Source organism: Azospirillum palustre, from assembly GCF_002573965.1.
GTDB lineage: Bacteria > Pseudomonadota > Alphaproteobacteria > Azospirillales > Azospirillaceae > Azospirillum > Azospirillum palustre.
Genome location: NZ_PDKW01000038.1, coordinates 146499 through 171549 on the forward strand (window position 1 = coordinate 146499; position 25051 = coordinate 171549).

23 protein-coding genes and 1 pseudogene are annotated in these 25051 nt (G+C 68.4%); 10 read left to right on the forward strand and 14 right to left on the reverse strand.

What is annotated here, in order from left to right:
* From pstA to gloB, 6 genes and pseudogenes are all read right to left on the reverse strand, one after another.
* The gene (gene pstA / locus CRT60_RS04450) at nucleotides 1–882 is read right to left on the reverse strand and encodes a phosphate ABC transporter permease PstA (RefSeq protein ID WP_098735252.1); all 882 of its coding nucleotides are present in this window, start codon (nucleotides 880–882) and stop codon (nucleotides 1–3) included.
* Nucleotides 883–887: 5 nt separating this feature from the next.
* Nucleotides 888–1871, reverse strand: coding sequence for a phosphate ABC transporter permease subunit PstC (gene pstC / locus CRT60_RS04455; protein ID WP_098735253.1), 984 nt, complete (start codon nucleotides 1869–1871; stop codon nucleotides 888–890).
* Between the two features lie 108 nt (nucleotides 1872–1979).
* Nucleotides 1980–3047, reverse strand: a pseudogene (gene pstS / locus CRT60_RS37730) (phosphate ABC transporter substrate-binding protein PstS).
* 200 nt (nucleotides 3048–3247) lie between these two features.
* The gene (locus tag CRT60_RS04465; protein ID WP_244592265.1) at nucleotides 3248–5857 is read right to left on the reverse strand and encodes a methyl-accepting chemotaxis protein; all 2610 of its coding nucleotides are present in this window, start codon (nucleotides 5855–5857) and stop codon (nucleotides 3248–3250) included.
* 283 nt (nucleotides 5858–6140) lie between these two features.
* Nucleotides 6141–6746: a glutathione S-transferase N-terminal domain-containing protein gene (locus CRT60_RS04470; RefSeq protein ID WP_098735255.1), complete on the reverse strand. Its 606-nt coding sequence runs from the start codon at nucleotides 6744–6746 to the stop codon at nucleotides 6141–6143.
* 38 nt (nucleotides 6747–6784) lie between these two features.
* Nucleotides 6785–7552, reverse strand: a complete 768-nt coding sequence (gene gloB / locus CRT60_RS04475; RefSeq protein WP_098735256.1) for a hydroxyacylglutathione hydrolase — start codon at nucleotides 7550–7552, stop codon at nucleotides 6785–6787.
* Nucleotides 7553–7606: 54 nt separating this feature from the next.
* Here gloB and CRT60_RS04480 point away from each other — a divergent pair, with 54 nt between their 5' ends.
* Nucleotides 7607–8416 carry a methyltransferase domain-containing protein gene (locus CRT60_RS04480; RefSeq protein ID WP_098735257.1) on the forward strand — a complete coding sequence of 270 codons (810 nt, stop codon included), beginning with the start codon at nucleotides 7607–7609 and terminating at the stop codon, nucleotides 8414–8416.
* On the opposite strand, the gene CRT60_RS04485 is transcribed toward CRT60_RS04480, so the two are convergent.
* On the reverse strand, nucleotides 8401–9627 hold the full coding sequence (locus CRT60_RS04485; protein ID WP_098735258.1) for a methyl-accepting chemotaxis protein: 1227 nt from the start codon (nucleotides 9625–9627) through the stop codon (nucleotides 8401–8403). The two genes, CRT60_RS04480 and CRT60_RS04485, sit on opposite strands and share 16 nt — an antisense overlap.
* Nucleotides 9628–9794: 167 nt before the next feature.
* On the opposite strand from CRT60_RS04485, the gene CRT60_RS04490 reads away from it, so the two are divergent.
* Nucleotides 9795–10343, forward strand: a complete 549-nt coding sequence (locus tag CRT60_RS04490; protein ID WP_098735259.1) for an RBBP9/YdeN family alpha/beta hydrolase — start codon at nucleotides 9795–9797, stop codon at nucleotides 10341–10343.
* Between the two features lie 74 nt (nucleotides 10344–10417).
* Nucleotides 10418–11458 (forward strand): 4-(cytidine 5'-diphospho)-2-C-methyl-D-erythritol kinase, encoded by a 1041-nt coding sequence (locus tag CRT60_RS04495; protein WP_098735260.1) that lies wholly within the window; start codon nucleotides 10418–10420, stop codon nucleotides 11456–11458.
* 17 nt (nucleotides 11459–11475) lie between these two features.
* On the opposite strand, the gene CRT60_RS04500 is transcribed toward CRT60_RS04495, so the two are convergent.
* The 3 genes from CRT60_RS04500 to CRT60_RS04510 form a co-directional block, all read right to left on the reverse strand.
* Entirely contained in the window at nucleotides 11476–11778 is a 303-nt protein-coding gene (locus CRT60_RS04500) for a DsrE family protein (RefSeq protein ID WP_098735261.1), read from the reverse strand.
* A 20-nt stretch (nucleotides 11779–11798) separates the two neighbouring features.
* Nucleotides 11799–12881 carry an ABC transporter substrate-binding protein gene (locus CRT60_RS04505; protein WP_098735262.1) on the reverse strand — a complete coding sequence of 361 codons (1083 nt, stop codon included), beginning with the start codon at nucleotides 12879–12881 and terminating at the stop codon, nucleotides 11799–11801.
* Nucleotides 12882–12991: 110 nt separating this feature from the next.
* Entirely contained in the window at nucleotides 12992–14218 is a 1227-nt protein-coding gene (locus tag CRT60_RS04510) for a Bcr/CflA family multidrug efflux MFS transporter (protein WP_098735263.1), read from the reverse strand.
* Between the two features lie 272 nt (nucleotides 14219–14490).
* On the opposite strand from CRT60_RS04510, the gene CRT60_RS04515 reads away from it, so the two are divergent.
* Entirely contained in the window at nucleotides 14491–15498 is a 1008-nt protein-coding gene (locus CRT60_RS04515) for a BMP family lipoprotein (protein ID WP_098735264.1), read from the forward strand.
* A 7-nt stretch (nucleotides 15499–15505) separates the two neighbouring features.
* Here CRT60_RS04515 and CRT60_RS04520 read toward each other — a convergent pair whose 3' ends face one another.
* Nucleotides 15506–16699, reverse strand: a complete 1194-nt coding sequence (locus tag CRT60_RS04520) for a pentapeptide repeat-containing protein (RefSeq protein WP_098735265.1) — start codon at nucleotides 16697–16699, stop codon at nucleotides 15506–15508.
* Between the two features lie 280 nt (nucleotides 16700–16979).
* On the opposite strand from CRT60_RS04520, the gene msrB reads away from it, so the two are divergent.
* From msrB to CRT60_RS04540, 4 genes are all read left to right on the forward strand, one after another.
* Nucleotides 16980–17396, forward strand: a complete 417-nt coding sequence (gene msrB / locus CRT60_RS04525) for a peptide-methionine (R)-S-oxide reductase MsrB (protein ID WP_098735266.1) — start codon at nucleotides 16980–16982, stop codon at nucleotides 17394–17396.
* A gap of 241 nt (nucleotides 17397–17637) precedes the next feature.
* A complete protein-coding gene (locus CRT60_RS04530) occupies nucleotides 17638–18201 on the forward strand; it encodes a hypothetical protein (RefSeq protein WP_098735267.1) in 564 nt (187 codons plus the stop codon).
* A gap of 28 nt (nucleotides 18202–18229) precedes the next feature.
* Nucleotides 18230–18859 carry a hypothetical protein gene (locus CRT60_RS04535; RefSeq protein WP_098735268.1) on the forward strand — a complete coding sequence of 210 codons (630 nt, stop codon included), beginning with the start codon at nucleotides 18230–18232 and terminating at the stop codon, nucleotides 18857–18859.
* A 76-nt stretch (nucleotides 18860–18935) separates the two neighbouring features.
* A complete protein-coding gene (locus CRT60_RS04540) occupies nucleotides 18936–19829 on the forward strand; it encodes an alpha/beta hydrolase (RefSeq protein WP_098735269.1) in 894 nt (297 codons plus the stop codon).
* On the opposite strand, the gene CRT60_RS04545 is transcribed toward CRT60_RS04540, so the two are convergent.
* Nucleotides 19830–20525 carry a response regulator gene (locus CRT60_RS04545; protein WP_098735270.1) on the reverse strand — a complete coding sequence of 232 codons (696 nt, stop codon included), beginning with the start codon at nucleotides 20523–20525 and terminating at the stop codon, nucleotides 19830–19832.
* 204 nt (nucleotides 20526–20729) lie between these two features.
* Between CRT60_RS04545 and CRT60_RS04550 the strand changes: the two genes are divergently transcribed.
* The gene (locus CRT60_RS04550; protein ID WP_098735271.1) at nucleotides 20730–22136 is read left to right on the forward strand and encodes an aminotransferase-like domain-containing protein; all 1407 of its coding nucleotides are present in this window, start codon (nucleotides 20730–20732) and stop codon (nucleotides 22134–22136) included.
* Nucleotides 22137–22333: 197 nt separating this feature from the next.
* The gene (locus CRT60_RS04555) at nucleotides 22334–23053 is read left to right on the forward strand and encodes a hypothetical protein (protein WP_098735272.1); all 720 of its coding nucleotides are present in this window, start codon (nucleotides 22334–22336) and stop codon (nucleotides 23051–23053) included.
* A gap of 12 nt (nucleotides 23054–23065) precedes the next feature.
* On the opposite strand, the gene CRT60_RS04560 is transcribed toward CRT60_RS04555, so the two are convergent.
* Nucleotides 23066–23734 carry a response regulator transcription factor gene (locus CRT60_RS04560; RefSeq protein WP_098735273.1) on the reverse strand — a complete coding sequence of 223 codons (669 nt, stop codon included), beginning with the start codon at nucleotides 23732–23734 and terminating at the stop codon, nucleotides 23066–23068.
* 168 nt (nucleotides 23735–23902) lie between these two features.
* Entirely contained in the window at nucleotides 23903–24940 is a 1038-nt protein-coding gene (locus tag CRT60_RS04565) for an OmpA family protein (RefSeq protein WP_244592266.1), read from the reverse strand.
* Nucleotides 24941–25051 lie beyond the last annotated feature (111 nt).

Here is a 25051-nt window from a genome sequence, read left to right on the forward strand (position 1 = left end):
TTACTTTCTCGTCGTGCCGAGACCGGCCAGCAGCCGGGCGCCGATGTTGAGGAGCAGGATGGCGACCGTGATCAGCAGCGCGCCGCCCCAGGCCAGCTGGCGCCAGTCCTCATAGGGCGACATCGCGTACTGGAAGATGACCACCGGCAGGTTGGCCATCGGCGCGTTCATGTCCGCGCTCCAGAACTGGTTGTTCAGGGCGGTGAACAGCAGCGGTGCGGTTTCGCCGCTGATGCGGGCGACGGCCAGCAGCATGCCGGTGATCATGCCGTTGCGGGCGGCACGGTAGGCGACCATCGTGATCACCTTCCATTGCGGAGCGCCGAGCGCGGCGGCGGCCTCGCGCAGGCTGTTGGGCACCAGCTTCAGCATGTCCTCGGTCGTGCGGACGACGACCGGGATCACCAGAACCGCCAGGGCCATGGCGCCCGCCCAGGCCGAGAAATGGCCCATGCGGACGACCAGAACCTCGTAGACGAACAGGCCGACCATGATCGACGGCGCGCTCAGCAGCACGTCGTTGATGAAGCGCACCACCTCGGCCAGCTTCGTGTTGCGCCCGAACTCGGCCAGGTAGGTTCCGGCCATGACGCCGACCGGGGTGCCGACCGCGGTGGCGACCGCGGTCATGACGACGCTGCCGAAGATGGCGTTCAGCAGGCCGCCCTCGCCGCCCGGCGGCGGGGTGTTCTCGGTGAACAGGCTGAGGTTGATGGCCGACAGCCCGTTGTAGAGCAGCGTCCACAGGATGGCGACCAGCCAGAAAAGGCCGAAGCCGGCGGCTCCGAGCGCCAGGGACAGCGCCAGCTTGTTGGCGATGCGCCGGCGGTGATAGAGCCCGCCGATGGGCGTCGCCAGCGTCGCGGAATTGGACATCGTCATGGGCCTCAGACTCCGGCCTTGCGCTGCAGGCGCAGCAGCATCAGCTTGGCGATCGACAGGACGGCGAAGGTGATCAGGAACAGGATCAGGCCGAGCGCCACCAGCGAGGAGGTGTAGACGTCGCCCACCGCCTCGGTGAACTCGTTGGCGATGGAGGCCGAGATCGTCGTGCCCGGTGCCATGATCGAGGAGCTGATGCGGTGCGCGTTGCCGATGACGAAGGTCACCGCCATCGTCTCGCCCAGCGCGCGGCCCAGCCCCAGCATCACGCCGCCGACGACGCCGGTGCGGGTGTAGGGCAGCACCACGTTCCACACCACCTCCCAGGTGGTGGCGCCCAGCCCGTAGGCGGATTCACGCACCATCGGCGGCACCGTCTCGAAGACGTCGCGGGTGATGGAGGTGATGAAGGGCAGAACCATGATGCCCAGGATCAGGCCGGCGGTCAGGATGCCGATGCCGTAGGGCGGGCCCATGAACAGGTTGCCGATGCCGGGGATCTGGCCCAGCGTATTGATCAGGAAGGGCTGGATGGTCGACTGCATGAAGGGGGCGAAGACGAACAGGCCCCAGATGCCATAGATGATGCTGGGGATGCCGGCGAGCAGCTCGATGGCGACGCCGAGCGGGCGCTTCAGCCAGGCGGGGCACATCTCGGTGATGAACAGGGCGATGCCGAAGCTGACGGGAATGCCGACAGCCATGGCGATGACCGACGTTATCAGCGTGCCGTAAATGGGGGCGAGCGCGCCGAATTCCTCCGACACCGGGTTCCAGACTTCGGTTGCGACGAATCCGAAGCCGAACGCGCGGAGTGCCGGCAGCGCGCCGTCAATCAGGGAAACCGTGACGCCGCCCAGGATCAGCAGGACGAGCAGCGCGAATGCGAGGGTGGCGTTGCGGAAAGCCGCATCCTGCAGGCGCTGGCGGCGGGCCCGTCGGGCGGTGGAGGCGTGTGCGTCGGTCAAGGTCAGCGCGATCTCGGTCATGGCCGCTCCGTGAGGCGTGCGGAGGGGACGGCGCAATTTCCGTCCCCTCCGGCGATCATGCCCTCGGGCGAGCCGGCCGGCGGCCCGCCCGAGGTCGGTTGGCCGTCGTTACTTGGCCGACGCGGTCCAGACCGGCTTGCCGTCGGCCTGGATGGTCTGCGACCAGGTCTTCTGGACCAGCGACACCACGGCTTCCGGCATCGGGACATAGTCCAGATCGGTCGCCATCTTGCCGCCGCTCTTGTAAGCCCAGTCGAAGAACTTCAGCGCTTCGGCCGAAGACGCAGCGTCCTGCGGAGCCTTGTACATCAGGATGAAGCTGGCGCCGGTGATCGGCCAGCTCTCCGCACCCGGCTCGTCGGTCAGCAGGACGTAGTAGCCCTTGCTGTTCGCCCAGTCGGCGTTGGCGGCGGCAGCCTGGAAGGCCTCGATCTTCGGCGAGACGGTCTTGCCGTCCTTGTTCTGCAGGTCGAGGTGGGTGATGTTGTTCTGCTTGGCGTAGGCGTATTCGACGTAGCCGATCGAGCCGTCCGTCTGCTTGACCATGTTGGCAACGCCCTCGTTGCCCTTGGCGCCGATGCCGGCCGGTCACTGGACGGAGGTGTTGGCGCCGATCTGGGTCTTGAACTTCGGGCTGGTCTTCGACAGGTAGTCGGTGAACAGGAAGTTGGTGCCCGACCCGTCAGAGCGGTAGACCGGGGCGATGGCGGTGTTCGGCAGGTTGACGTTGGGGTTCAGCGCCTTGATCTGCGCGTCGTTCCACTTGGTGATCTCGCCCATGTAGATGTTGGCGAGAACGGTGCCCGACAGCTTGACCTCGCCGGCCTTGATGCCCTTCAGGTTCACGACCGGAACCACGCCGCCCATGATCATCGGGAACTGGATCAGACCGGCCTGCTCCAGCTCTTCCGGCTTCAGCGGCATGTCCGACGCGCCGAAGGTGACCGTCTTGGCCTTGATCTGCTTGATGCCGCCGCCCGAACCGATCGACTGGTAGTTCAGGCCCGTGCCCGTCTCCTTCTTGTAGGCGTCGGCCCACTTGGCATAGATCGGGTACGGGAAGGTGGCGCCGGCGCCGGAGATGTCGGCGGCCGAAGCGACCGAAATCGGCGCGACCGACACGGACAGGACGGCCAGGGCACCGAAGGCGGCGCAGCGAACGAACGCCGAGGTCATGGTTTTCACGGCTAAACTCCCGATAGGTTTGGACGGTTTGGTTGGGTTTTTCGGAAAAGCCCGGCCTTGGCCGGATGTCGGAACCCGCCTTCTTCGTCGCGGTGACCATAGCCGCCGCCGGTGACGGGTTTGTTTTGTTTACGTGTCAGTTTTATGAAACCGACCCGTTCGAGGCCGGGAACGCGAAGTCCTGGGAAGGCTCATCGCGCGGCCCGGATTTCCTGGAGGAACAGATGCACGGCGGAGCCGAGGCTGGTCGCCTCGTGCGACAGGCCTTCCGCCACCAGCAGCACGTCGCCGGCCTGGGTCCGCACCTTGGCCGCGGCCTCCGACAGGCCGGCGACATGGTCCGACGCCGCCTGGGTGCCGACCGCAACGCGGTGGGAGCTGTCGACGATGCTCGACGTGATGGTCGCCTGCTCCTCAACCGCCGCGGCGATGGCCGAGGCGTTGGATTCGATGCGCTGGACGCTGCCGGCCATGGCCGCCACCACCTCCGCCGTCTCGCGGCTGGCCGCCTGGGTCGCGGCGATCTGGCGGGCGATCTCGGCGGTGGCCTGGGCGGTCTGACCGGCAAGGGCCTTCACCTCTCCGGCGACCACGGCGAAGCCACGGCCCATCTCCCCTGCCCTCGCCGCCTCGATGGTGGCGTTCAGCGCCAGCAGGTTGGTCTGGCCGGCGATCTCGTCGATCAGACCGACGACGGTGCCGATCTCTCCCGCCGTGCTCGACAGGTCGGCGACGGTGGCTTTCACCTGCTCCGCGCCTGCGGCGGTGTCGCCGATGATGCGGGCCGATTCGCCGGTGCGCTTGCTGATCTCGGCGATGGACTGGGAGATTTCCGATGCGGCGGTCGCCACCTGCTGGATCCCCGCCGCCATTTCCCCGGACAGCTGCATCGCGGCATCGGCGCGGTCGTTGGCGTTGGCGGCGATGTCGGTCAGCGAACGGGCGCGGGCGGCCATCTGGCGCGCGGCCTCCGCCAGCGTTTCGACGCTGCTCAGCACGTTGCGCTCGAACTGGTCGGCGATCTCCAGCATGCTGGTGCGGCGGGCCGACGCGGCGTTGCGGCGCTCGATCTCCACCTTCTCGTGCGCCTCTTCCATGGCGCGGGCGTTGGCGATGAAGACGAACAGCGCGCGGGCCATGTCGGTGATCTCGTCATTGCCGTCGGCCTTCTGCTCCACCGTCAGGTCGCCGTCGGCAACCCGGCGCATGGCGTCGGCGAGCGTCTCCATCCGGCCGACGACGCGGCGCCCGACATAGAGCGAGACGATCAGCCCGGCCAGCAGCACGCCGGCGGTCGCCAGCAGGATCTGAACCTGATTGGTGCGCTCCAGCGCCTCGTGGGCGGCGGCGGCGCCGTCGGCGGTCGCCTTTTCCGCCGCCTGGACCAGCCCGTCGACCATGGCGGTCAGGGTGGCGCCGGTGCTGCGGTTGCTGTCGATCAGCGTGGCATTCTCGGCATAGGCCGCCAGTTCGCCGGCCCGCAGCGCCAGGATGCCGTCGGTGCCGAAGCCGAGTTCCAGCAGCCGGTCCGCCAGCCGGCGGACCTCCGCGCCCAGATCGTCGCCGGAGGCGGTCAAGGTGCCGCGGATCGTCGCGGCCAGCGGGTCCAGCATGCGGCGGGCGGCGGCCAGACGGGCCGGCGTCTCGGCGTTGCCGGCTTCCGCCAGCTTGCCGGCCAGCAGATTGGCGTCGGCCATCAGGCCGCTCAGCACGGTGTAGCGCTGCTGCGCCGCCGGGACCGTGTTGGTGGACAAATCCTGCATCCGCTCGGCGATCGCGTTGCCGGCCTCGGCGATGCGGCCACGCGAATTCAGCATCAGCGGCAGCATGCGGGCGTTGGCGTCGCGGTCCAGCCGGACGATGTCGTCGACACCGGCCGCCAGCGATTCGGCCAGCTTCTGCGCCTCCGCCTCCGGAATGCCGGGGGTCAGCTGGCGGACGCGGCGGGTGTAGACGCTGGCATCGCCGTCGCCGAAGGCGGCAAGCTCGTTGATCGTCGCCACCACCGGGGCCGCCGCCTCGCTCTTGGCCAGGGGACGCAGCGCGCCCTGAAGGTCGGACAGGGCGGAGTCGAAGTCGGTCGAGAGCGACATCACCTTGGACCGGTTGGTCTCGAAGGCGCCGATCAGCAGCGATTTGGCAAGGGCCGCCTCGGCACCGCGCAACTGGAACAGCGGGATCACCGTCTGCCCCAGCTCGGCGCCGATCACCGCGGAGGACTCGGAGGTCGCCTGCACCATCGCGGAAATCGCCTGGGCCAGCTGCTCTCGCGAGGCCTGCATGTCCGGCTTCAGCGCGGCGAGCAGCCGGGCGTGCGCGTCGCTCAACTCCGCCAACCGGCCGCTGCGCTGCTCTTGCAGGGTCAGCCGCCGTCCGGTCGCCGTCCCCAGCGCATCGATGGTGCCCAGCAGAGAACGCGCGGTTCCGGTCAGTTCGGCGACGTGGGCCGCATCGCCACCAGTATGGCCATGCCCGCCGGCCAGCCGGGCGAGCTGACCGTCCAGCGCCCGGCGCTGCTCGCCCGCCGCGTTGCGCAGCCGGAGCAGATCCTCTTCGGAGGATGCGGCGTCGATCAGCGGCCCCAGCGCCAGCACCCGCGCCGTGGTGGTGGCAAGGCCGTGGGCGGCGCTGAGCACCGGCACCTGGGTGCCGGTGATGTCGGCGACATGGCCGCGGACGGCGCCGTAGGACATCCAGCCGACCACCGCCGCGATGCAGGGCAGTGCCGCCACGGTTCCGAAGGCGATCAGCATCTTCGACTTGATGCCGGACCGCCGGCGCTGGTCGATAGGCTTTGCCATATGGGCCACCCGTGGCTTGGAGGTTGTCCGTACCGCGCCCGCGGTTCTCCGCAAGCCGGCCGGTGCCATGGGTAGCCCTTCTGGTTGGATGAATCGGTGACGGTTGGATGAAGTTTTCGCTACGCACAATCGAAAGATTGCCGGAGGCCGGAAATCATCGGTCTTGCGGGCGGTCATGGTGAATCGAATGTAAACAGCGCGTGAAACGAATAGCGGCGCCCGACTGGGCCGGGCGCCGCGTTACTGCACGCATACCGCGTAAAATCTGGAAGGAGCGCCGACGTTACACCGGCGGCGCCGTCCGCCGCAGGCTGTCACGGTCAGAGGCCTTGGTGAACCAGCCGGTCAGCGCCGGACGACCCTCGCGCCAATCCTCGTGCCCGAAGCGGAAATCGAGGTAACCGAGCGCCACCAGCACCGACAGGCTGCCGATGGTGGGCTCCCCCTCCAGCGACGCGGCCTCCGCCTCCAGCAGGTCGAGCGAACGGGCGACCGCCTTGCGCTGGCGCTCCATCCAGTTGGCCGATTTCTCGCCATCCGGACGCATGGATTCCAGCCGGCGCAGGATGGCGGCGTCGCAGATGCCGTCGGCGATGGCCTGCTGGCGCAGCGCCGTCCAGCGCGCCGGGCCGGCAGGCGGGAACAGCGGCGCCCGGCCGTCCAGCGAATCGAGATACTCGACGATCACCGGGCTGTCGAACAGCGTGGTGCCGTCCTCCAGCGTCAATGCCGGCACCTTGCCCAGCGGGTTGTCCGTCGGCAGGTCGGTTTCGGCCGACCAGGGATCGGTCGTCACCCGCTCCATCCGGTCCTCCAGCCCGCGTTCGATCAGGACCATCATCACCTTGCGCACATAGGGCGAGGTGGGGCTCCAGCGCAGCGTCAACATGGATGCTCCTTCCGCATTCGATTGTTTGTCGGCAAGCTTCACCCGCGGAAATGGTCCTTGCGCCGGCGCAGTTCGGCGAACACCTCCACCGACGGGGCGCCGGCCATGCCGATGGCGGCCTGGACACCGGGATCGTCGGCGCGCAGGAAGGGGTTGGTGCGCCGTTCCATGCCGATGGTGGTGGGAAGCGTCGGCCGATTCCGCTCGCGCAACTCCGCAACCTCCTCCATCCGCTGATGCAGGGCGGCGTTGGCGGGATCGACGGTCAGGGCGAAGCGGCCATTCGACTGGGTGTATTCGTGACCGCAATAGACCAGGGTCCGGTCGGTCAGCGCCCGCAGGCTTTGCAGCGAATCCCACATCTGCGCCGGCGTGCCTTCGAAAAGCCGGCCGCAGCCCAGCGAGAACAGCGTGTCGCCGCTGAACAGGGTTTCCGCCGCCTCGAACCAGAAGGCGATATGGCCGCTGGTATGGCCGGGCACGGCAAAGACGCGGGCGGTCTGCTCGCCGAACACTATCCGGTCGCCGTCGCTGAGCGCCACGTCCATGCCGGGAATGCGGTGGGCGTCGGCGCGGGCGCCGACCACGCTGGCGCGATAGCGCTCCTTGAGCGCCGCCGCCCCGCCGATATGGTCGTCGTGATGATGGGTCAGGAAAATGTGGGTCAGGGACCAGCCGCGCCGGTCCAGCTCGGCCTGCACCGGGGCTGCGTCGCCGGGATCGACCACACCGACCTTGCCGGATGCCGCGTCGCGCAGCACATAGATATAGTTGTCGGCGAAAGCCGGAACGAGAATGACCTCCACGGCAGCGGACTCCCTGCTGTTGCGATACGAAACCCGTGTTACGCTTGGGATACCATGTACACAGATATCGTCGATCTGAGGGAGTTCTACGAGTCCGGATTGGGGCAGACGGCCCAGCGGATGATCCGCCGACGCATCCGAACCATCTGGCCGGACGTGCGCGACCAGATCGTTCTCGGCGTCGGCTACACCACGCCCTACCTGCGCCCCTTCATGGGCGAGGCTGACCGGGTGGTGGCGGTGATGCCGGCCAGCCAGGGCGTCAGCTTCTGGCCGGCGGAGGGGCCGGGCATGGTGGCGCTGGGCGACGAGGCCGACCTGCCCTTCGGCGACAACACAATCGACCGCGTGCTTCTGGTCCATGGGCTCGAAGGCACCGAGCAGCTGCGCCCGATGATGCGCGAGATCTGGCGCGTGCTGGCCGGCGGCGGCCGGGTGCTGGCGGTGGTGCCGAACCGCCGCGGCCTGTGGGCGCGCGCCGACTGGACGCCCTTCGGCCACGGTTTCCCCTATTCCGCCTCGCAGCTGAAGCAGGTGCTGCGCGACACCATGTTCGTGCCGGAACGCACCCGCCATGCCCTGTTCATGCCGCCCCTGCGCTCGCACTTCCTGCAAAAGACGGCACCTGCCTGGGAAGAGGTCGGCGGGCGCTGGTTCAAGGCCTTTGCCGGGGTGACGATGATCGAGGCGTCGAAACAGATCTTCGCCGGCGTGTCGCGCCGGGCGGCGCAACAGCCGGTGAAGCGCCGGCTGATCGTGCCGCTGCCGGGCGGTGCGGCCCCCGCCGCCCGAAGCGGCAGTCCCCGCACCACCATTGTCGGCGGCGACTCCGTCGATTGCCAGCAGCCTTATCCGCGCACCTGACGCAGCGCGTCGGTGACGCGGCCGGCGAGACCGCTGCCCAGGCTGCCCGCCCGCTCCGCGATGCTGCGGCTCAACGCCGTCAGTTCCTCCAGATTGCGGGTCACGCCCCCCAGCGTCTGTTCGGCATCGCCGATCCGCTGTTCCGCCGCCATGGCGTCCTGACGCGAGCGGTCGAGCGACCGCGCGACGTCCGAGGTCAGGGTCGCCTGCTCGTCGATGGCGGCGGCGACGGTGCCGTTGATCGCCTGGATCGAGCCGATGGTGGAATGGATGCGGCCCAGCGCCTCGTCCACAGCGGCGGTTTCCTTTTGCAGATTGGCGACCTGATCGGCGATCTGCTTGGTGGCGTCGGCGGTCTGGCGCGACAGCGCCTTCACCTCGTTGGCGACGACGGCGAAGCCCCGCCCCGCCTCCCCCGCCCGCGCCGCCTCGATGGTGGCGTTGAGCGCCAGCAGGTTGGTCTGGCTGGCGATGGCATTGATCAGCTTCACCACGCTGGCGATCTGCTCCGCGGCGGAGCGCAGCGAGTTCATCACCGTGGTGGCGCGGTCGCTGTCCGATGCCGCGGCAAGGCTGATCTCCCGCGCCTTGCTGGTGTCGCCGGAAATCTGGTCGGAGGTCGAGGCCAGCCTGTCGAGCATGCCGGCGATGGCGCTGACCGAGCCATCCACGGCACGCGCCGCCCCCGCGGCATCGGCGGCCTGCCGCAACCCATCCGTCCCGGCGGAGCGGACGGCCGCGACCGCCGTTTCCAGTTTGCGCCCGGCATCGGCCAGCTCGGTGGCGAACCCGCCGACTTCACGCTCGACCCGCTCCGTCAACTCACGCATCAGGGCGACCCGGCGGGTTTCCGCCGTTTCGGCCCGCAGGGTCGCCAGCACCCAATGGCGGGCGAGGCGGGCGAACCGGCGGGCCTGATCGGCCGGCGCCGCGATGGCAAGGGCGCCAATCCGCTCTCCATCCAGCTCGATGGCAATGGCATAGCCTTCGCGCATCGTGCCGCCCGACTTGGCGGCCTCATCGCGGGTGACGGCGCGCTCATCCAGCCGGCGGGCTACGATGTCGCCGGCGACCGGATGGCCGGTGCCGATCCGCTCCCGCGCGGTGGAGGCGATGACGGCACCGCTCTTGCCGGCGATGGAGACGACGGAGTCCAGTTCCCGGCCGATGGAATCGCAGAGATCCTGTGCGATGGTGGCGCTGATGTCCAAGACGCTTCTCCCCTTCTTCCCGATTATGGTTTTCAATTGAAGTCTTACGGCACGCCCCGCCATGACGGGATATGCCGGCCGTCCAACTACCGCGTGGAGAGCATCGCTCCGTCCGCACGCAATTGTCAGACAGTACACACAACATTTACGAACGAAGAGTTGAAAGAATGACGCAGCCGACCGTTCTGGTGCTTCCCGGCCTTGGCAACTCCGGCCCCGATCACTGGCAAAGCTGGCTGGAAGGCCGTCTGCCGGCTCTGAACCGCGTCGATCTGGGCGATTGGGACGCGCCGGAGCCGGACCGCTGGGTGGAGCGGCTCGACGCCGCGGTCCGTGCCGCCCCCGGTCCGGTGGTTCTGGTCGCGCACAGCCTTGCCTGCATCCTCGTCGCCCGCTGGGCCGCGGCCAGCGACAGGACTGAGACGGTCGCCGCCGCTTTGCTGGTCGCCCCGCCGGATGTCGAATCTCCCCGGACCGTGCCGGCCGAGGCCTGCCGCTTCGCCCCGGTGCCGACCGATCCCCTGCCCTTCCCGGCGGTGGTGGTCGGCAGCCGCAACGACCCCTACTGCACCGCCGCCCGCGCCTGCGGCTTCGCCGCGCTGTGGGGCGCCGACTTCATCGACGCGGGCGAGGTCGGCCACATCAACGGCGCAAGCGGCCACGGTCCCTGGCCGATGGGAGAAACGCTGCTGAAGGACATGCTGGCCCAGCTCTAACCTCCCCTTGCCGCTGCGGGCGAAAGGGTGCGACACAGGAGCGTCGTCGCGCGCCCGCCAGCGGATTGGAGCTTATGACCGGTCTTCCCATCGTCGAGGCCGCCCCGGCCAAGCTGAACCTCTACCTGCATGTCATCGGCCGGCGCGCCGATGGCTATCACGAGCTGGACAGTCTCGTCGCCTTCGCCGAGTTCGGCGACAGCATCGCCCTGACGCCGGCTGCGGCACGGGTGGCCCTGCGCGGTGCCGGCCTGCCGCAGGCCGGCCCGCGCCTGGCCATCGCCGGCCCCTTCGGCCCGGCCCTGATGGGCGAGAGTCCCGCCAGCAATCTGGTGATGCGCGCCGCCCATGCCCTGGCCGTCCGGCTGGGGCGCGAGGCCGACGTGATGATCGCCCTGACCAAGGCGCTGCCGGTCGCATCGGGGATCGGCGGCGGATCGGCGGACGCCGCTGCCTGCCTGCGGGCGCTCGCCCGGCTGTGGGGAGTGGCGCCGGACGACGCGGCGCTGTTCGCGGTGGCCGCCGGGCTGGGCGCCGACGTGCCGGTCTGCGTCGCCGGGCGAAGCTGCTATTTCGGCGGCATCGGCGATGAGCTGGACGAGGCGCCAGACCTGCCGGAAACCCATGTGGTCCTGGTCAACCCGAATGTCCCGGTGCCGACCCCGGCGGTGTTCAAGGCGATGGCCGCCGCCCGCGCCGAAAGCGGCAGCGCCTTCTCCGCCCCGGCCCGCTTCACCCGCAAGCCGGCCGACGCGGCCGACCTCGCGGCCCTGCTGCTGGAGCGCAGCAACGACCTGACCGCCCCGGCCCTGACGGTGGCGCCGGTGATCGCCGATGTGCTGGCGGCGCTGGAGCGCAGCGCCGGCTGCCTGCTGCCCCGCCTGTCCGGCAGCGGCGCCACCTGCTTCGGCCTCTACGCCACAGCGGAAGCCGCCGACTCCGCGGCCAAATCCATCGCCGCGGCATCGCCCGGCTGGTGGGTCAGGCCGACCCGCCTGCTCCCCACCCCCGCCGGCGCCCCCGCCCTGCCGCGCGGCATCGTCGCCGATCCGGCGGCAGCCGTCCCGCCGCCGCCGGTCCCCTTTCCGGACACCGGCGGCTGGGGGGTCGGCTAAGAAGGGCTGACGAAAACTTACGCCCGCATGTAGCCCCAGCCGTCCGCCTGCGCCTCGGCGATGTCGAGGACGCCGGCGGCGACCACCGTCAGCCCCTCGGCGCTCCGGCCGGTCTTCGCCAGCGTGTTGCCGCAGACCCGCAGGAGCCGGTCGGTCTCATCATCCGGGCTGTCGAGGGCTGCGGCGACCGCACCGGCATTGACGACGATGCGCACCTCCGCATCGGGCCGCGCCTTCAGCAGGTTGCGGGCATTGTTCCGCGCCCGCTCCAGCGCGGCCGGGGTGGGGGCATGGATGACCAGCCGCAGGGGAGATGCCATGTGCGGAGACGCCATGTCCGTCACTGCCTCTTCGCCGCGTCATGGAAGGTGAAGTCGAACAGCGCGTCGACATCCACCGGCTCGGTGATCTGGGCCAGCGTCTGCTGGAAGGCCTGCATCTGCTTGGTGGAATCCAGGATCACCCGCGGATCGTCGATGAAGGTCGTCGCGTCCGAGGTCAGCGCCGCCCGCATCACGTCGCGTTCGACCAGCCCCTTGCCGATGATGTCGGTCACCAGTTCCGCCGTGCGGTCCGGGTTGGATTTGGCGAAGGCGGTGGCGCGGATGTGCAGCTTGACCAGCTCGGCCACCGCGTCGCGGTTTTTGGCGATGGCGTCCTCCGTCACAACCAGCACCGCACCCGGCTGCTTGGGGAACATGCTGCCGGCCTTGGCGATGATCGCGGCATCCTGAAGACGCGACTGCACCAGCGTCAGGATCGGCTCCAGGATCGACGCGCCGTCGATGGCACCGGTCAGCAGCGCCTGCTGCAAGGGCTGTTCGCCCATGCCGACGATCTCGATGTCCTCCGACGGGATGCGGGCGATCTCTGCCATCCAATAGCGCAGCACCGTGTCCGGCACCGATCCGGCGGGCAGCGAGCCGATCTTCGGCCGCCGGCCGTTGGCGGCGCGGAAGGCCTTGACCCCCTCGGCCGGGCTGGCGGCGCCGGCCATCGCCTTCACCAGCGGGCCACGGCCGATCAGCGCCACCTGATCGATGACGTTGGCGGCGACGACCTTGAGCTTCACCCCTTTCGAGCGGGCGATCATCGCCGGGCCGATGCCGACATAGGCGACGTCCAGCGTCCCGGACGCGAGCGCCTGGATCATCGCCGGCCCCGACTGGAAGCTGGTGGTTTGCAGCGTCAGCCCGGCATCCGCGGCCCAGCCCTCGCCCGTCAGCACATAAAGCTGAGTCATCGGGATGATCGGGATGTAGCCGACCCGCAGGCCGGTCGCCGCGAAGGCCGGCAGCGGCAGCGACGCCACAGCTGCGGCGATGCCCAAGGCCGCCGCGCCCAGCAGAAGCTCGCGCCGGCTGACGTCGGGGCCGGTCGGACGGTCGGAATCGATGAACGGGCTCGACGGGGTCTGCGGCATCACGGGTCTCCTCTTGCCGCGCCAACCTAGTGGGGCCGGCCGCAAATTTCAATTCACGGCCGGTCCCGACAGGAGGAACCCCGATTCAACACTGCACATCTGTTTTACCGTCAGGCCAGCAACCGGCGGCGGACCGGGCGGATCAGCCAGAGGTTCAGCGCCAGACTGACCAGCGCCGCACCGCCGATCACCCCTGCCATCGGCATGGCGGTGCCGTCGGCCATCAACCCGACCGCCCAGCCCGACAGCGCACCGGTGCTGAATTGCAGCATGCCGGCAAGCGCCGACGCGGTGCCGGCCATCTGCGGGAAGGACTGCAACGCCCCGGCCATGGAATTGGCGAAGCAGAATCCGGTCACCGACATGAACAGGAACAGGCAGCCGACCAGGCCCCACAGCCCGCCCCAGCCGCCCAGCACGCAGGCGACGAGCAGGATGCCGGTGGCGGCGGCCAGCCAGACGCCGATCCGGAGCATCACGTCAGAGCCGAAGCGCATCACGGCGCGGCTGTTCAGCGTGTTGACGATGATCATGCCGACGATGTTCAGCCCGAACAGGAAGCCGTAATTCTCCGGCCGCACGCCGAACAGCTCGATGTAGACGAAGGGCGAGCCGGAGATGAAGGCGAACATCCCCGCATAGATGAAGGACGATCCCACCGCATAGCCCAGGTAACGGCGGTCGGTCAGCAGCTTGCGGTAGGCTTCTCCCAGCACCATCGGGCGCAGGCTGGTGCGCCGCGAGTCGGGATGGGTTTCCGGCAGGCTGGCAAGCGCCAGCAAGGCGACGATGCCGAAGGCGGCCTGGGCCCAGAAGATCCAGCGCCAGTTCGCCCACACCAGGATCTGGCCGCCGATCAGCGGCGCGATGATCGGGGCGGCGCCCATCACCAGCATCATCATCGACAGCACGCTGGCGGCCCGGTCGCGCTCGAAGACATCGCGGATCATGGCGCGGACCAGCACCGGGCCGGCACAGGCCCCCACCGCCTGCACGAAGCGCCATGCCGCCAGATGGCCGACATCGACGGTCATCGAACAGCCGACGCAACCGATGGCGTAAAGCAGGATGCCGGTCGCCACCGGAATCCGCCGGCCGAACCGGTCGCTCAACGCCCCCCACAGCAACTGCCCGACTCCGAAGCCCAGGAAGAAGGCCGACAGCGTCCACTGCACCTGATCCTGCGCCGCATGCAGATCCCGGCCGATGGCCGGCATGCCGGGCAGATACATGTCGGTGCCCATCGGCCCGAACGACATCAGCACGCCCAGCGCTGCGATGAAGAACGGGCTTTCGGCAGGCGAACGGGAACGGACGGCGGCAAGGCGCGCGAGCATCGGGAAATCCGGATATGAATGAATGGGGGGAGTCGGCCGGACGGAATCCGCAGCCTTCAAGCTGATCCCTTCGCTGCTGGACGCAAAGTCCTGTCTCGGCATGGCAGCCCTGAGCAGGCCGCGACGTAACGCCGCCGCGACAATCTGGGATCCGGTCAAATCACCGCCCAGATCACCGTGGTCACAGCGCAACAAAATTCTGGTTCGCTCCCATGATCCATGCCTAAAATTGAACCCGGATCACAGGCTTCCACCCAGCCAGAGGCCGCGCCATGCCGCACCCCACCCGCCGGTCGGTCCTGTCCCTCGGTGCCGCCGGCACCGCCCTGGCGCTGCTTCCGCACCACGCGCATGCGGCAGCCATCCAGCCCGGTCTGGTCCCCGGACTCGTCTATGCCGCCGGGCAGAAATTCGACAAGAGCTTCAACGAGGGCGCCTTCACCGGGGCGGAGCGGTTCAGGAACGCCACCGGCATCGCCGTCACCGAATATCTGCCCTCCACGCCCGTGCAGTTCGATCAGGCGGCGGCCTCGCTGCTGCGGCGCGGGGTGACCGATCTGGTCGCCATCGGCTTCTATTACGCCACACCGCTGGCGCGGCTGGCCCCGGCGCACCCGGCGGTCCGCTTCACGCTGATCGATGCGGTGGCGGAGGGGCCGAACATCCGCTGCGTCACCTTCAAGGAGCAGGAGGGATCCTTCCTGGTCGGCGTGCTGGCGGCGCTGGCGTCGAAAAGCGGGACCGTCGGGTTCATCGGCGCGCTCGACATCCCCCTGATCCGCAAATTCATCGCCGGTTACGAGCAGGGCGCCCGCCATGCCCGCGGCGACATCAAGGTGCTGGTGAATTTCGTCGGCACCACGCCGGCCGCCTTCAACGATCCGGCCAGCGGGTCCGAGGTGGCGCGCAGCCAGTTCCAGCGCGGCGCAGACGTGGTGTTCGCCGGGGCCGGCGTCTCCAACTTCGGCATCTTCGCCGCGGCGAACGAGGCAAGGCGGCTGGCCATCGGCGTCGACAGCAACCAGAACTACCTTTACCCCGGCTCCATCCTGACCTCGATGCTGAAGCGGGTCGATCTGGCCGTTGAATCGAGCTTCGAGGCGGCCCGCCAGGGCCGCTGGACCGCCGGCACGGTGGCGCTCGGCCTTGCCGAGTCCGCGGTCGATTACGCGCTCGACGAAAACAACCGCGATCTGGTGACGACCGCGATGGTGGAGGCGGTGGAGGCCGCCCGTCGCGGCATCGTCTCCGGCCGCATCCCGGTGGCCGACGGAAGCTGAGCCACGGTTATGCCGGCGCCTCGAACGGCTGCCAGCCGCGGGCACCGGTCAGGTCGGCGCCCTTCAATGTGGCGAAGCTGGTCTTGATCGCGGTCAGGTCGGTGCCGCGCAGCACCACGCCGGCAAGGCTGGCGTCGCGCAGGTCGGCGCCGTTCAGCCGCGCCTTGGCGAAGCTGGTCGGCCACAGCCGGCTGCCGTCGCCGCTGAGGTCCACCTTGCGGAATTTGGCCCGCCACAGCTTCGCTCCGGCCAGATTGGCGCCTTCCAGATTGCAGCCTGACAGGTCGGCGCTGGTGAAGTCGGCATCGCGCAGGTCGCTGTAGGACAAATCGGCCATCATCAGCTTGGCGCCCGAGAAATCGGCCCCGCGCAGCCCGCAGAACCGCATCACCGCCCCGCACAGCAGTTGGTTGGCGAAATTGTAGCCGCGCAGATCGACCCGCTGGAGCTGGATGCGGTCGCCGCCCTTGCCGAGCTTGTCGACCCAGATCTGATGTTCGGCGATCAGTTCGCTCATCCGCGCCGCGGTGGTGGTCAGGCCGGTGCCGTCGACGTCGATGCCGTGCCGCTCCAGCGCCGTGCGCAGCTCGTCGTTCAGCCGGGCGCCGCACATCAGCACGCCATCCAGCGTCGTCTTGCGCATGGTCGCCCCGGTCAGGTCGGCCCCGATCAGGATGGCGCCGCTGAGGTCGCTGCCGCTGAGGTCGGCGCCGGACAGGTCGCTGCCGCTGAAATCGCACTGCGCCATCCGGCAATCGGTCAGCACCGCCTCGGACAGGGTGCAGCCGACGAAGGTGGTGGTGCCGTCCGTATTGCCGGCGGCCCGGAACTCGCCGCTGTCCAGAACCATGCCGCGACGGAGGTCGGCGCCCTGGAGGTTGGCATTCTGCAACCGGGCGCCGTCCACCCTGGCGCCGCGCAAATCCGCCTCCTGCAACTGCGCCCCGGTCAGGTCGGCCTTCGACAGGTCGGCGCCATACAGGTCCGCCTTGGACAGCAGGGTGCCGACCAGCCGCGCCCGTGTCAGGCTGGCGCCGGTCAGCTTGGCGCCCGACAGGTTGACGCGGTTGAGGCCGAGCCCGGCCAGATCGTAGAAGCTGAGGTTGGCGCGCCGCCCGTTCCCTGCCGGGTCGCGCAGAAGCCACTGCTGGTGGCGCACCAGCGCATCGCGAACCGCCCGGAGGTAGCGTTCATCCATCATGCGGCGCGTCGTTGCCCCGGCATTTCCGTCCCGGACACGCTATCCAGGACTGTTGGCGTGCTGGATGTTACCGAAATCGGTTCAATTCCGGAAGATGCCAGCCGTCGAACCTTCGACGGATGGGCAAGAATCTTTGGTTGCGGTGACGTTTCCGGTCCGACATAGGCCGGCCCGCCGGTCACGACCGCGTGATCGATGCCTCCTCCGGCTTGGGCAGGGGGAATGGCGACCCAATATAGTGGGCTCAGAACACCAACCATCTGCATGGGAGACCGGCGGCATGCCCGAATCGGACAAGACAGCATCGGCCAAAAGCGAACAGGAGTGGAAGCAGGACCTGTCGCCCAACCAGTTCAAGGTTCTGCGCGAGCACGCCACCGAATATCCCGGCACCAGCCCGCTGAACGACGAGAAGCGGCACGGAGTCTACCGCTGTGCCGGCTGCGGCCAGCCGCTATACGCCAGCGACACCAAATACGAAAGCGGTTCGGGCTGGCCCAGCTTCTGGGACCCGCTGCCGGGAGCGGTCGAAACCTCCACCGACTACAAGCTGGCCTATCCGCGCACCGAGGTCCATTGCGCATCCTGCAAAGGCCATCTCGGCCATGTCTTCGACGACGGGCCGCGGCCGACAGGCAAGCGCTATTGCATGAATGGCGTCGCCATGAGCTTCGAGCCGGAGGGAAAGTCCGACTGACCGGCAGAACTATGACCGGCCGCCGGCTTTCCTTCGCCTGTTCGGCGTCCAGTCATAAACCCTAATAAAAAAGGCGGGTTTGCCCTTATTTCGGCTAAAAATGACAACCCCGGCACGGAGCGCGATGGTATGATCCGCCCCGTGCGACGGGTTGTCGCGAGGGCATCGCCGCCCTTCGCCGGTCGTGGCACCATGCGTCGATGGACCGGCGCAGGCATTGGGTGCGGCTGGCGGAGGGCGAATGGTCATTTCGGCCGAATTCCTGGGGATGCTGCTTCTGATCGCCAGCGCCGCCGCGCTCGGACTCTCCATCGTCGTCGATGTCGGCCGCGTCAGCGCGGAAAAGACCCGCGAGGCGATGAACCAGCGCCAGTACGACAAGAAACGCGCCGCACTCGCCGAATGGCGCCAGAAGACGGAGCGCAAGCGCGTCGATCTGACGACCCTGCAAGCCCGCCTGACCGAATTCAACGGCAGGCGCCAGAAGGCGTTGACCGAGCTGCGCGCCCTGGAATTCTCCAAGATCGAACTGGTCCACGAGCTAGGCGACCAGGACAGCGACGGCGACATCTATTGGTCGCAGCTGGCGGTCGGTCCCAATTTCAACGAGCTGGACCGCAAGGACATCGTCTTCTCGCGCCAGATTTGGGAATACCGCAACGTCGCCCACATCACCGCTCCGTCCACCGAACAGGCCCATGGCACGGTGCGGGCCAGTTTTTCCCAGCGCAACGGCGTGATCTGCTCTCCCGTGGTCCCCCTGGCGCTCGCCCCCGACCCCGAGGTCGAGGCTGACGCGGCATGATCGAGGGATTCATGAGGGGGACGGCGCCATGACCGGAATGATGCTGTATTTCGCGCTGGGCCTGATGGTGCTGACCGTCCTGTCCAACCGCTACTGGCGCCGCCAGCTGGTCGTGACGCGGATCGCCATGTCCAAGCTGAAGGAGAAGGTGGAGGACGTGACCAAGGAGGTCGCCGACGTCGCCTCCGACTATGCCCAACTGGCGCACCACTATGCGGACATGGAAAAGCGCGTCCAGAAGGCGGAGATCGACATGCAGGCCGCCATTCTGGAACTGGACCAGAAGAAGTCGGCCCCGATGCAGCGCTACGTCGTCTTCGACCGGAACGAGCCGCGCCCCGGCCGTTTCTGGGAGATCGCGGTGCGCTGCCACCCCATCGGCGTCAGCCTGTCCGACCAGCACGGATATCGCGGCTGGACCGGCGTGCGCCGCTTCCTGCTGATCGCCGATGGTGAGCGCGAGGCCCGCGAGCGGGTCGCCGCCCGCTATCCCCGCAAGGCCGGTTTCGAAATCGTCGAGGTCGCCGGCTGCCGCATCAATGGCCTGACCGTCAATCGCATTTCCGAACTCAGCACCTTCCGCAAGCCGACCAAGCCGGAGGAGGACGGCGCAGCCGCCCCCCGTCCGCAACGCCGGACCTCACCCGCGCAGTCCTGAGTCCGATCCCCTTTCCAGCCTTCCCTTTTCCAGTCCCCTTTCCCATCGCCGGTCGCGCCCTATCTGCTGTCGGGCCATGCCAAGACGTGCCCCGAAACGACCAGGACCGAACCCCTGGGTTTTCGCCCCTCTCCTGCTCCTGCCGCTTCTGGGTGCCTGTTCCGGCCCGCAGATCGTCGATGCGCTCACCCCTCGGTCAGGCTACACCGTCACTACCGACCTGCCCTTCTCCGACGATCCGCGCCTGCGGCTGGATCTCTACCGGCCCGACCGGCCGGCGCCGGGGGCGCCGACGGTGGTGTTCTTCTATGGCGGCAATTGGGAGACCGGCGACAAGGGCATGTACCGCTTCGTCGCCCAGGCGCTGACCAGCCGCGGCTACAGCGTCGCCATCCCCGACTACCGGCTTTATCCGCAGGTGCGCTATCCGGAGTTCCTGCGCGATTCCGCCACCGCGGTGGCCTGGGTCCGGCGCCACGGTGCCGAACACGGCGCGCAGCCCGGGCCGGTGGCGGTGATGGGCCACTCGGCCGGAGCCTACAACGCCCTGATGCTGGCGATGGATCGCCGCTGGCTCGCCGAACAGGGGCTCGACCCCGCCCGCGACCTGCGCGCCGCGGTGGGACTGGCCGGTCCCTACGACTTCCTGCCCCTGCAGAGCGACATGCTGAAGGATCTGTTCGGCCCGGAGAAGACGCGGCCGGACACCCAGCCGATCGCCCATGTCGCCGCCCCGCTGCCGCCCCTGTTCCTCGCCACCGGCACCGCCGACGAGACGGTCCTGCCCCGCAACAGCCGCAACCTGGCGGCCAAGGCCCGCGAGGTCGGCGGAAGCGTGCGCATGGTGGAGTATGACGATATCGGCCACACCCGCATCGTCGCCGCCCTCGCCGCGCCCCTGCGCTGGCTGAACCCGGTGCTGGACGATGTCGATGGTTTCCTGAAATCGCTGTCGCAACTCGGAAGCTGATCAATCCACCGCAGCCTGGAACATGTACCCCATGCCATGGACGGTGACGATGCGGGTGGGGTCGGCCGGGTCCTGCTCCACCACCCGGCGCAGGCGGCGGACCAGCCGGTCGATGGAGCGGTCGTACGGCACCGAATCGCCGCGCAAGGTCAGGTCGAGGAGATCGTCGCGGCTCAGCACTCGCCCCGGATTCTCGACGAAGGCGGCGAGCAGTTCGAATTCGGCGGAGGTCAGCCGCGCGTCCTCCCCATCGGGACCGCGCAGCCGGCGCTTGTCCAGATGCAGTTCCCACCCGTCGAACCGCTTCACCCGCCCGCCCGCCGGCCTGGTCGGCTTGACGATGCGGCGCAGCAGGCTGCGGGTGCGCGCCAGGATTTCGCGGGGTTCGAACGGCTTGGTGATGTAGTCGTCGGCGCCCAGCTCCAGCCCGATCAGCCGGTCCATGCGGTCGGACCGTCCGGTGATCAGGATGATGCCGATGTTGGAGGCTGCCCGCAGTTCCCGCGTCACAGCCAGACCGTCCTTGCCAGGCAGCCGGATGTCCAGCAGCAGCAGGTCGATGCGCCCCCGCGCCAGCAGTGCCGACAGCTGGTCGCCGTCCCGCGCCAGCATCACCCGATAGCCCTCCCCTTCCAGGTAGGCCTTCAGGGTCTCGCGGGTGATGGGATCGTCGTCGACCACCGCGATGGTGTGCATTGTCCCCCGTACCGGATTGAGACGGGTGGCGGATTGTCTGCCACACCCAGCACCGAAACTATCGGTTCCGGCAATTTGACACAAGCTGGAGTGTAACGGAACCGCGACAGGCATTGGCAGATTGTTCCGTCCCGCCACAGTGGCCGATAGGGACAATCGCAGGCGATCTTGCCAGCAGGTCGGGACAATGCCACATTTGTCCCCATGACAAACTGGACCCCGAACCTGGAGGGCCGCCCCGGCCCGCTCTATCGCGTCATCGCCGACGCGCTGGCCGACGACATCGCGGAGGGCGTGCTGCCCACCGGCACGCGGCTGCCGACGCACCGCGACCTCGCTTTCCGCCTCGGCGTGACGGTGGGAACGGTGACGCGCGCCTATACGGAGGCTGAGAAGCGTGGACTGATCGGCGGCGAGGTCGGCCGCGGGACCTTCGTCCAGGGACAGCGTCCGCCAACCACCCCCCTGCCGCTCGGCTGGCCGCCGGCCGGGGAGATCTCGGCGGGTCCGGCCATCGTCAACATGACGACGGTCCATCCCGAACATGCCGTGGCGGTACAGAGTTTCGGGCAGACGCTGTCCGCCATCGCGGCATCGGGACATGCGGCGAAACTGATCGGCTACGGCCCGCATGCCGGCCTGCCCGACCATCGTGCCGCCGCGGCGTCCTGGCTGGAGCGCCAGCACCGGGTGAAGGCGACGCCTGAGTCGGTGCTGCTGACCACCGGGGCGCAGAACGCACTGGCGGTGGCGCTGGCCGCCGTGGCCCGCCCCGGCGACGTGATCCTGGCGGAACGGCTGACCAACATCGGCACCAAGGCGCTGGCCGCCACCCAGGGTTATCATCTGGAAGGCGTCGCCATCGACGAGCATGGTCTGGTGCCCGACGCCTTCGACAGCGCCTGCCGCCGGCTGGGGCCGAAGGCAGCCTATCTGGTGCCGACCCTGCAAAATCCGACGGCGGTCGTCATGCCCGCCGCCCGCCGGCGCGAGATCGTCGAGATCGCCCGCCGCTATGGCGTGATCCTGATCGAGGACGACGTGTTCGGCTTCATGGTGCCGGATGCCGTGCCGATCCAGACCATGGCCCCCGACATCACGCTCTATGTGTCCAGCGTGTCGAAAAGCCTCGCCGCCGGCCTGCGGCTGGGCTTCGTCGTCGCCCCGGCGGAGCTGCGCACCCGTGTGGAAACCGCCATCCGGGCCCTGCAATATTCCGCTCCCGCCCTGCCGGCGGAGGTGGCCACGCGCTGGATCCAGGACGGCACCGCCGACCGCATCGTCGCCACCCAGCGGGAAGAGGATCTGGCGCGACAGCGGCTCGCCCGCTCCATCCTGCCGGCCGAGACCGTCTATGGCCACCCGGCGGCGCAGCATCTGTGGCTGGTCCTGCCCGAACCCTGGCGGCGCGAGGACTTCATCGGAGAAGCGCGCCGCCGCGGGGTGATCGTCACCGGTGCCGACGCCTTCGCCGTCGGCCGCGCCAGTGCGCCCCATGCGGTGCGTGTCGGCCTGTGCATGCCGCGCAGCCGAGACGAGGCCGCCCGCGGCCTGCGCGCCCTCGCCGATGCGATCGACGCGCCGGCGGCGGCGATGCTGTCCATCGTCTGACCGGAGTGCGGGCACGGCGGCGGCGATATGGGAGCGCCGCTGGGTAAATCCTGCCGCCCCGCCGGTCCAAACCTGCCGCCCGGCACCGATGGTTCTGCGACAGTCCCTGTCAAGTCAATGGCTTAGCTCTGGCCCGCATCCTGCACACCCCTTGATTGTCATTTCCTGACGGGAATGTGGAACGAGGGGAACGCACCATGGTCAGCCTGTCCAGTTACGCCGATGTCGGCAGCATGGCCCAGAGCCTGCAGCAGTCGATCGACGCCGCGGTCAAGCGCGTGCAGCAGCAGGCGGCAGGCAATGGTGGCGCGACCGGCAAGGTCCAGGAATACGAGCAGACCGTCAACAAGTCGGCGATGAACGCCGCCCCTTTCGCGACGAGCATCGGCACCCTGGTGAAGGACACCAGCCGGCTGAACGTCTTCAGCTCGCTGGCCTCCAACGATCCGGCCGATTTCTATAAATTCAACGTGCCCACATCCGGCGCCGTGACGCTGGGAACGGTCGGCGATGCCGGCGTGCGGCTTCAGCTGATGGACCGTGGCGGCAAGGTCGTCGCCGACAGCAACAAGGATGCCGGCGCCAGCTATGACGCCTTCCAGAAGCTGAAATCCGGCCAGATGACGCTGGACAAGGGCGACTACACCCTGCGCGTCGCCCGCGACAAGGATGTCCCGGTCAAGGATGCCAAGAGCTACGGCGTCCAGCTGCGCATGGGCAATTACAGCAAGGACTACGACACCATCGCAAAGCAGCCGGCCAAGGGCGACAACCCCTTCGGCGGCAACACCAAGCTTCAGGGTCTGGCCTCGATCCTGGGCGCGGGCAGCGCCTCGCTCAACCCCTCGGCGATGCTGCTGGGCGGGTCCGGCGGCAGCTATGGCGGACGCGGATCGCTGCTGAACGCGCTCCTGTGATCGCCGCGCCCGTCAGACCAGACGGTCGCGGCCGGATTCCTTGACCAGCAGAACCGCCTGGGTGCGGCTGCCGACGCCCAGCGCCTTGAGCACGCCGGTGACGTGGGTCTTCACGGTGGACAGGTTCAGGCCCAGCCGCTCGCCGATCTCCTGGTTGGACAGGCCCTGGGCCAGCAGGTCCAGAACCTCCAGCTGGCGGCGGGTCAACCCGTCGAAGATGCTGGGGGGCACGGCGCGCGGGGTCCCGGCGGCCGCGTGGGACGATGCGCCCGGCATGCCCAGCACCGGCGGCACATAGGATCCGCCCGCCATCACCAGCCGCAGGATGTTCACCACCAGGACGTCGTCGGTCGATTTCGGAATGAAGGCACGGACGCCGCGCGACAGCACCGCGCGCATTTCGTCGGGCGACTCGATCATCGAGAAGATGGCGACCGGAACCGGCGCGACGCGCTTGACCAGCGCCTCGACATCCTCCAGCCCGCCGAGCCCCGGCATGCGCAGGTCCATCACGATGAGGTCGAACGCGGTCCCGCCGTCCTGCATCGCGCCGTCGAGGATGGCGTTCAATTGGCTGAAGCTGGTGGCGGCCACCACAGTGGCCTGCTCGTCCAGTTCACCCACCAGATGGGTCAAGCCGCTGCGGACGATGGAATGATCGTCGGCGATCAGAACCTGCATGTAACGTCTCGGACCGAAGATGCCTTGGGTACCGTATGGTCATACGCTGACGCAACGGTCCGCGCTACCTCCTTCGCACGTCCGGCACCTTGGTTCCACTGCCGCGACGTAGGGAAGGCTTACAGGGGCCTGCGGGGAGAGGCGGTCGCCCCTCCCACCCTTTGCCGTTCAGGAGATCTTGATCATGATTTGGGCACGGCGGTTCGACGGCTCGCGCACGTTCGGACCGGTCGGGACCATCAGCTGGTTCTCGCCGACGCCTTCAATGGTGATGATGTTGGCCGGCGTGCCATGCTTGATCATGGCCTGCCGCACCGCCTCGGCACGGCGGAGCGAGAGCTTCTGGTTGTAGGACGGTGCGCCAGAGGTGTCGGTGTGGCCGATCACCTGTATGCGGACGGCGCGGGCACGGCTGGCGCCGTCGGCGGCATCGCCGATGATCTTGTCGGAATTCGGCGTGATGACCGCCTTGTCCCAATCGAAGAACACCTGATACTCGCTCTGCGGCTGGGCGGCCATCGGCGGGGCTGCCGGCGCCGGGGCGGCGATGGGCGCCGCACGCTCCGGCCCGCCGAAGGTGTAGCGCAGGCCGGCGAGGATCGTATGGTTGCGGTACTCGCCCTTCGAGGTCACCGGACCCAGCTCGAACTCCGGATCGACGGTGGCGAAATACCGGTAATCCAGCGTCAGCGCGACATTGTTGTTGATCGCATAGGAGGCGCCGACGATGCCCTGATAGGCGAAGACCCAGTCACGGTCGCTGGCACCGTTCAGCGACTGCTTGACGCCGGCGATACCGGCACCGGCACCGATATAGGGGGTGATCGGCAGGCCGATGTCGATGTCGTACAGCAGGTTGCCCATGAAGGCGACCGAGCTCATCTTGCCGCCCAGATTGTTCAGGCCGGGGGTGGCGCTGCTGGTGCCGTCGACGCTGTTGCGCCACCGCCAGGCGGCCTCCAGCTCGGCGCGCAGGCCCATCGCGGTGGCATAGCCGACCGACAGGTCGCCGATGCCGCCGATCTTGAATTCCTCCTTCAGGCCCAGGCCGGGAGCCGGATAGCTGCTGAGGTCGGCATCCTCGGTCCAGTTCACGCCGGCGCCAGCACCGACATAGAAGCCTTCCGTACCGGCAAAAGCGGCGGTCGGGACGGCCAGCGAAGGCAGGGCGACGGTCAGTGCCGTGCCCAGCAAAATCCCACGCATCGTCATGTTCTTGTTCCCATCGTTGACGGCGTTGGTCGATCGGGACATCCCGGCCTGCGGCGAAATGCGTGACAGAACGGGCTCCGGCCCCGACAATGGATACGGATCCGC

Bases quoted from the DNA above. Each gene is read 5' to 3' on its own strand.
- pstA (WP_098735252.1), bottom strand. From the start codon at position 882: ATGACGATGTCCAATTCCGCGACGCTGGCGACGCCCATCGGCGGGCTC.
- pstC (WP_098735253.1), bottom strand. From the start codon at position 1,871: ATGACCGAGATCGCGCTGACCTTGACCGACGCACACGCCTCCACCGCC.
- CRT60_RS04465 (WP_244592265.1), bottom strand. From the start codon at position 5,857: ATGGCAAAGCCTATCGACCAGCGCCGGCGGTCCGGCATCAAGTCGAAG.
- CRT60_RS04470 (WP_098735255.1), bottom strand. From the start codon at position 6,746: ATGTTGACGCTGCGCTGGAGCCCCACCTCGCCCTATGTGCGCAAGGTG.
- CRT60_RS04480 (WP_098735257.1), top strand. From the start codon at position 7,607: ATGTACACAGATATCGTCGATCTGAGGGAGTTCTACGAGTCCGGATTG.
- CRT60_RS04490 (WP_098735259.1), top strand. From the start codon at position 9,795: ATGACGCAGCCGACCGTTCTGGTGCTTCCCGGCCTTGGCAACTCCGGC.
- CRT60_RS04495 (WP_098735260.1), top strand. From the start codon at position 10,418: ATGACCGGTCTTCCCATCGTCGAGGCCGCCCCGGCCAAGCTGAACCTC.
- CRT60_RS04500 (WP_098735261.1), bottom strand. From the start codon at position 11,778: ATGGCATCTCCCCTGCGGCTGGTCATCCATGCCCCCACCCCGGCCGCG.
- CRT60_RS04505 (WP_098735262.1), bottom strand. From the start codon at position 12,881: ATGCCGCAGACCCCGTCGAGCCCGTTCATCGATTCCGACCGTCCGACC.
- CRT60_RS04510 (WP_098735263.1), bottom strand. From the start codon at position 14,218: ATGCTCGCGCGCCTTGCCGCCGTCCGTTCCCGTTCGCCTGCCGAAAGC.
- CRT60_RS04515 (WP_098735264.1), top strand. From the start codon at position 14,491: ATGCCGCACCCCACCCGCCGGTCGGTCCTGTCCCTCGGTGCCGCCGGC.
- CRT60_RS04520 (WP_098735265.1), bottom strand. From the start codon at position 16,699: ATGATGGATGAACGCTACCTCCGGGCGGTTCGCGATGCGCTGGTGCGC.
- msrB (WP_098735266.1), top strand. From the start codon at position 16,980: ATGCCCGAATCGGACAAGACAGCATCGGCCAAAAGCGAACAGGAGTGG.
- CRT60_RS04530 (WP_098735267.1), top strand. From the start codon at position 17,638: ATGGTCATTTCGGCCGAATTCCTGGGGATGCTGCTTCTGATCGCCAGC.
- CRT60_RS04535 (WP_098735268.1), top strand. From the start codon at position 18,230: ATGACCGGAATGATGCTGTATTTCGCGCTGGGCCTGATGGTGCTGACC.
- CRT60_RS04540 (WP_098735269.1), top strand. From the start codon at position 18,936: ATGCCAAGACGTGCCCCGAAACGACCAGGACCGAACCCCTGGGTTTTC.
- CRT60_RS04545 (WP_098735270.1), bottom strand. From the start codon at position 20,525: ATGCACACCATCGCGGTGGTCGACGACGATCCCATCACCCGCGAGACC.
- CRT60_RS04550 (WP_098735271.1), top strand. From the start codon at position 20,730: ATGACAAACTGGACCCCGAACCTGGAGGGCCGCCCCGGCCCGCTCTAT.
- CRT60_RS04555 (WP_098735272.1), top strand. From the start codon at position 22,334: ATGGTCAGCCTGTCCAGTTACGCCGATGTCGGCAGCATGGCCCAGAGC.
- CRT60_RS04560 (WP_098735273.1), bottom strand. From the start codon at position 23,734: ATGCAGGTTCTGATCGCCGACGATCATTCCATCGTCCGCAGCGGCTTG.
- CRT60_RS04565 (WP_244592266.1), bottom strand. From the start codon at position 24,940: ATGCGTGGGATTTTGCTGGGCACGGCACTGACCGTCGCCCTGCCTTCG.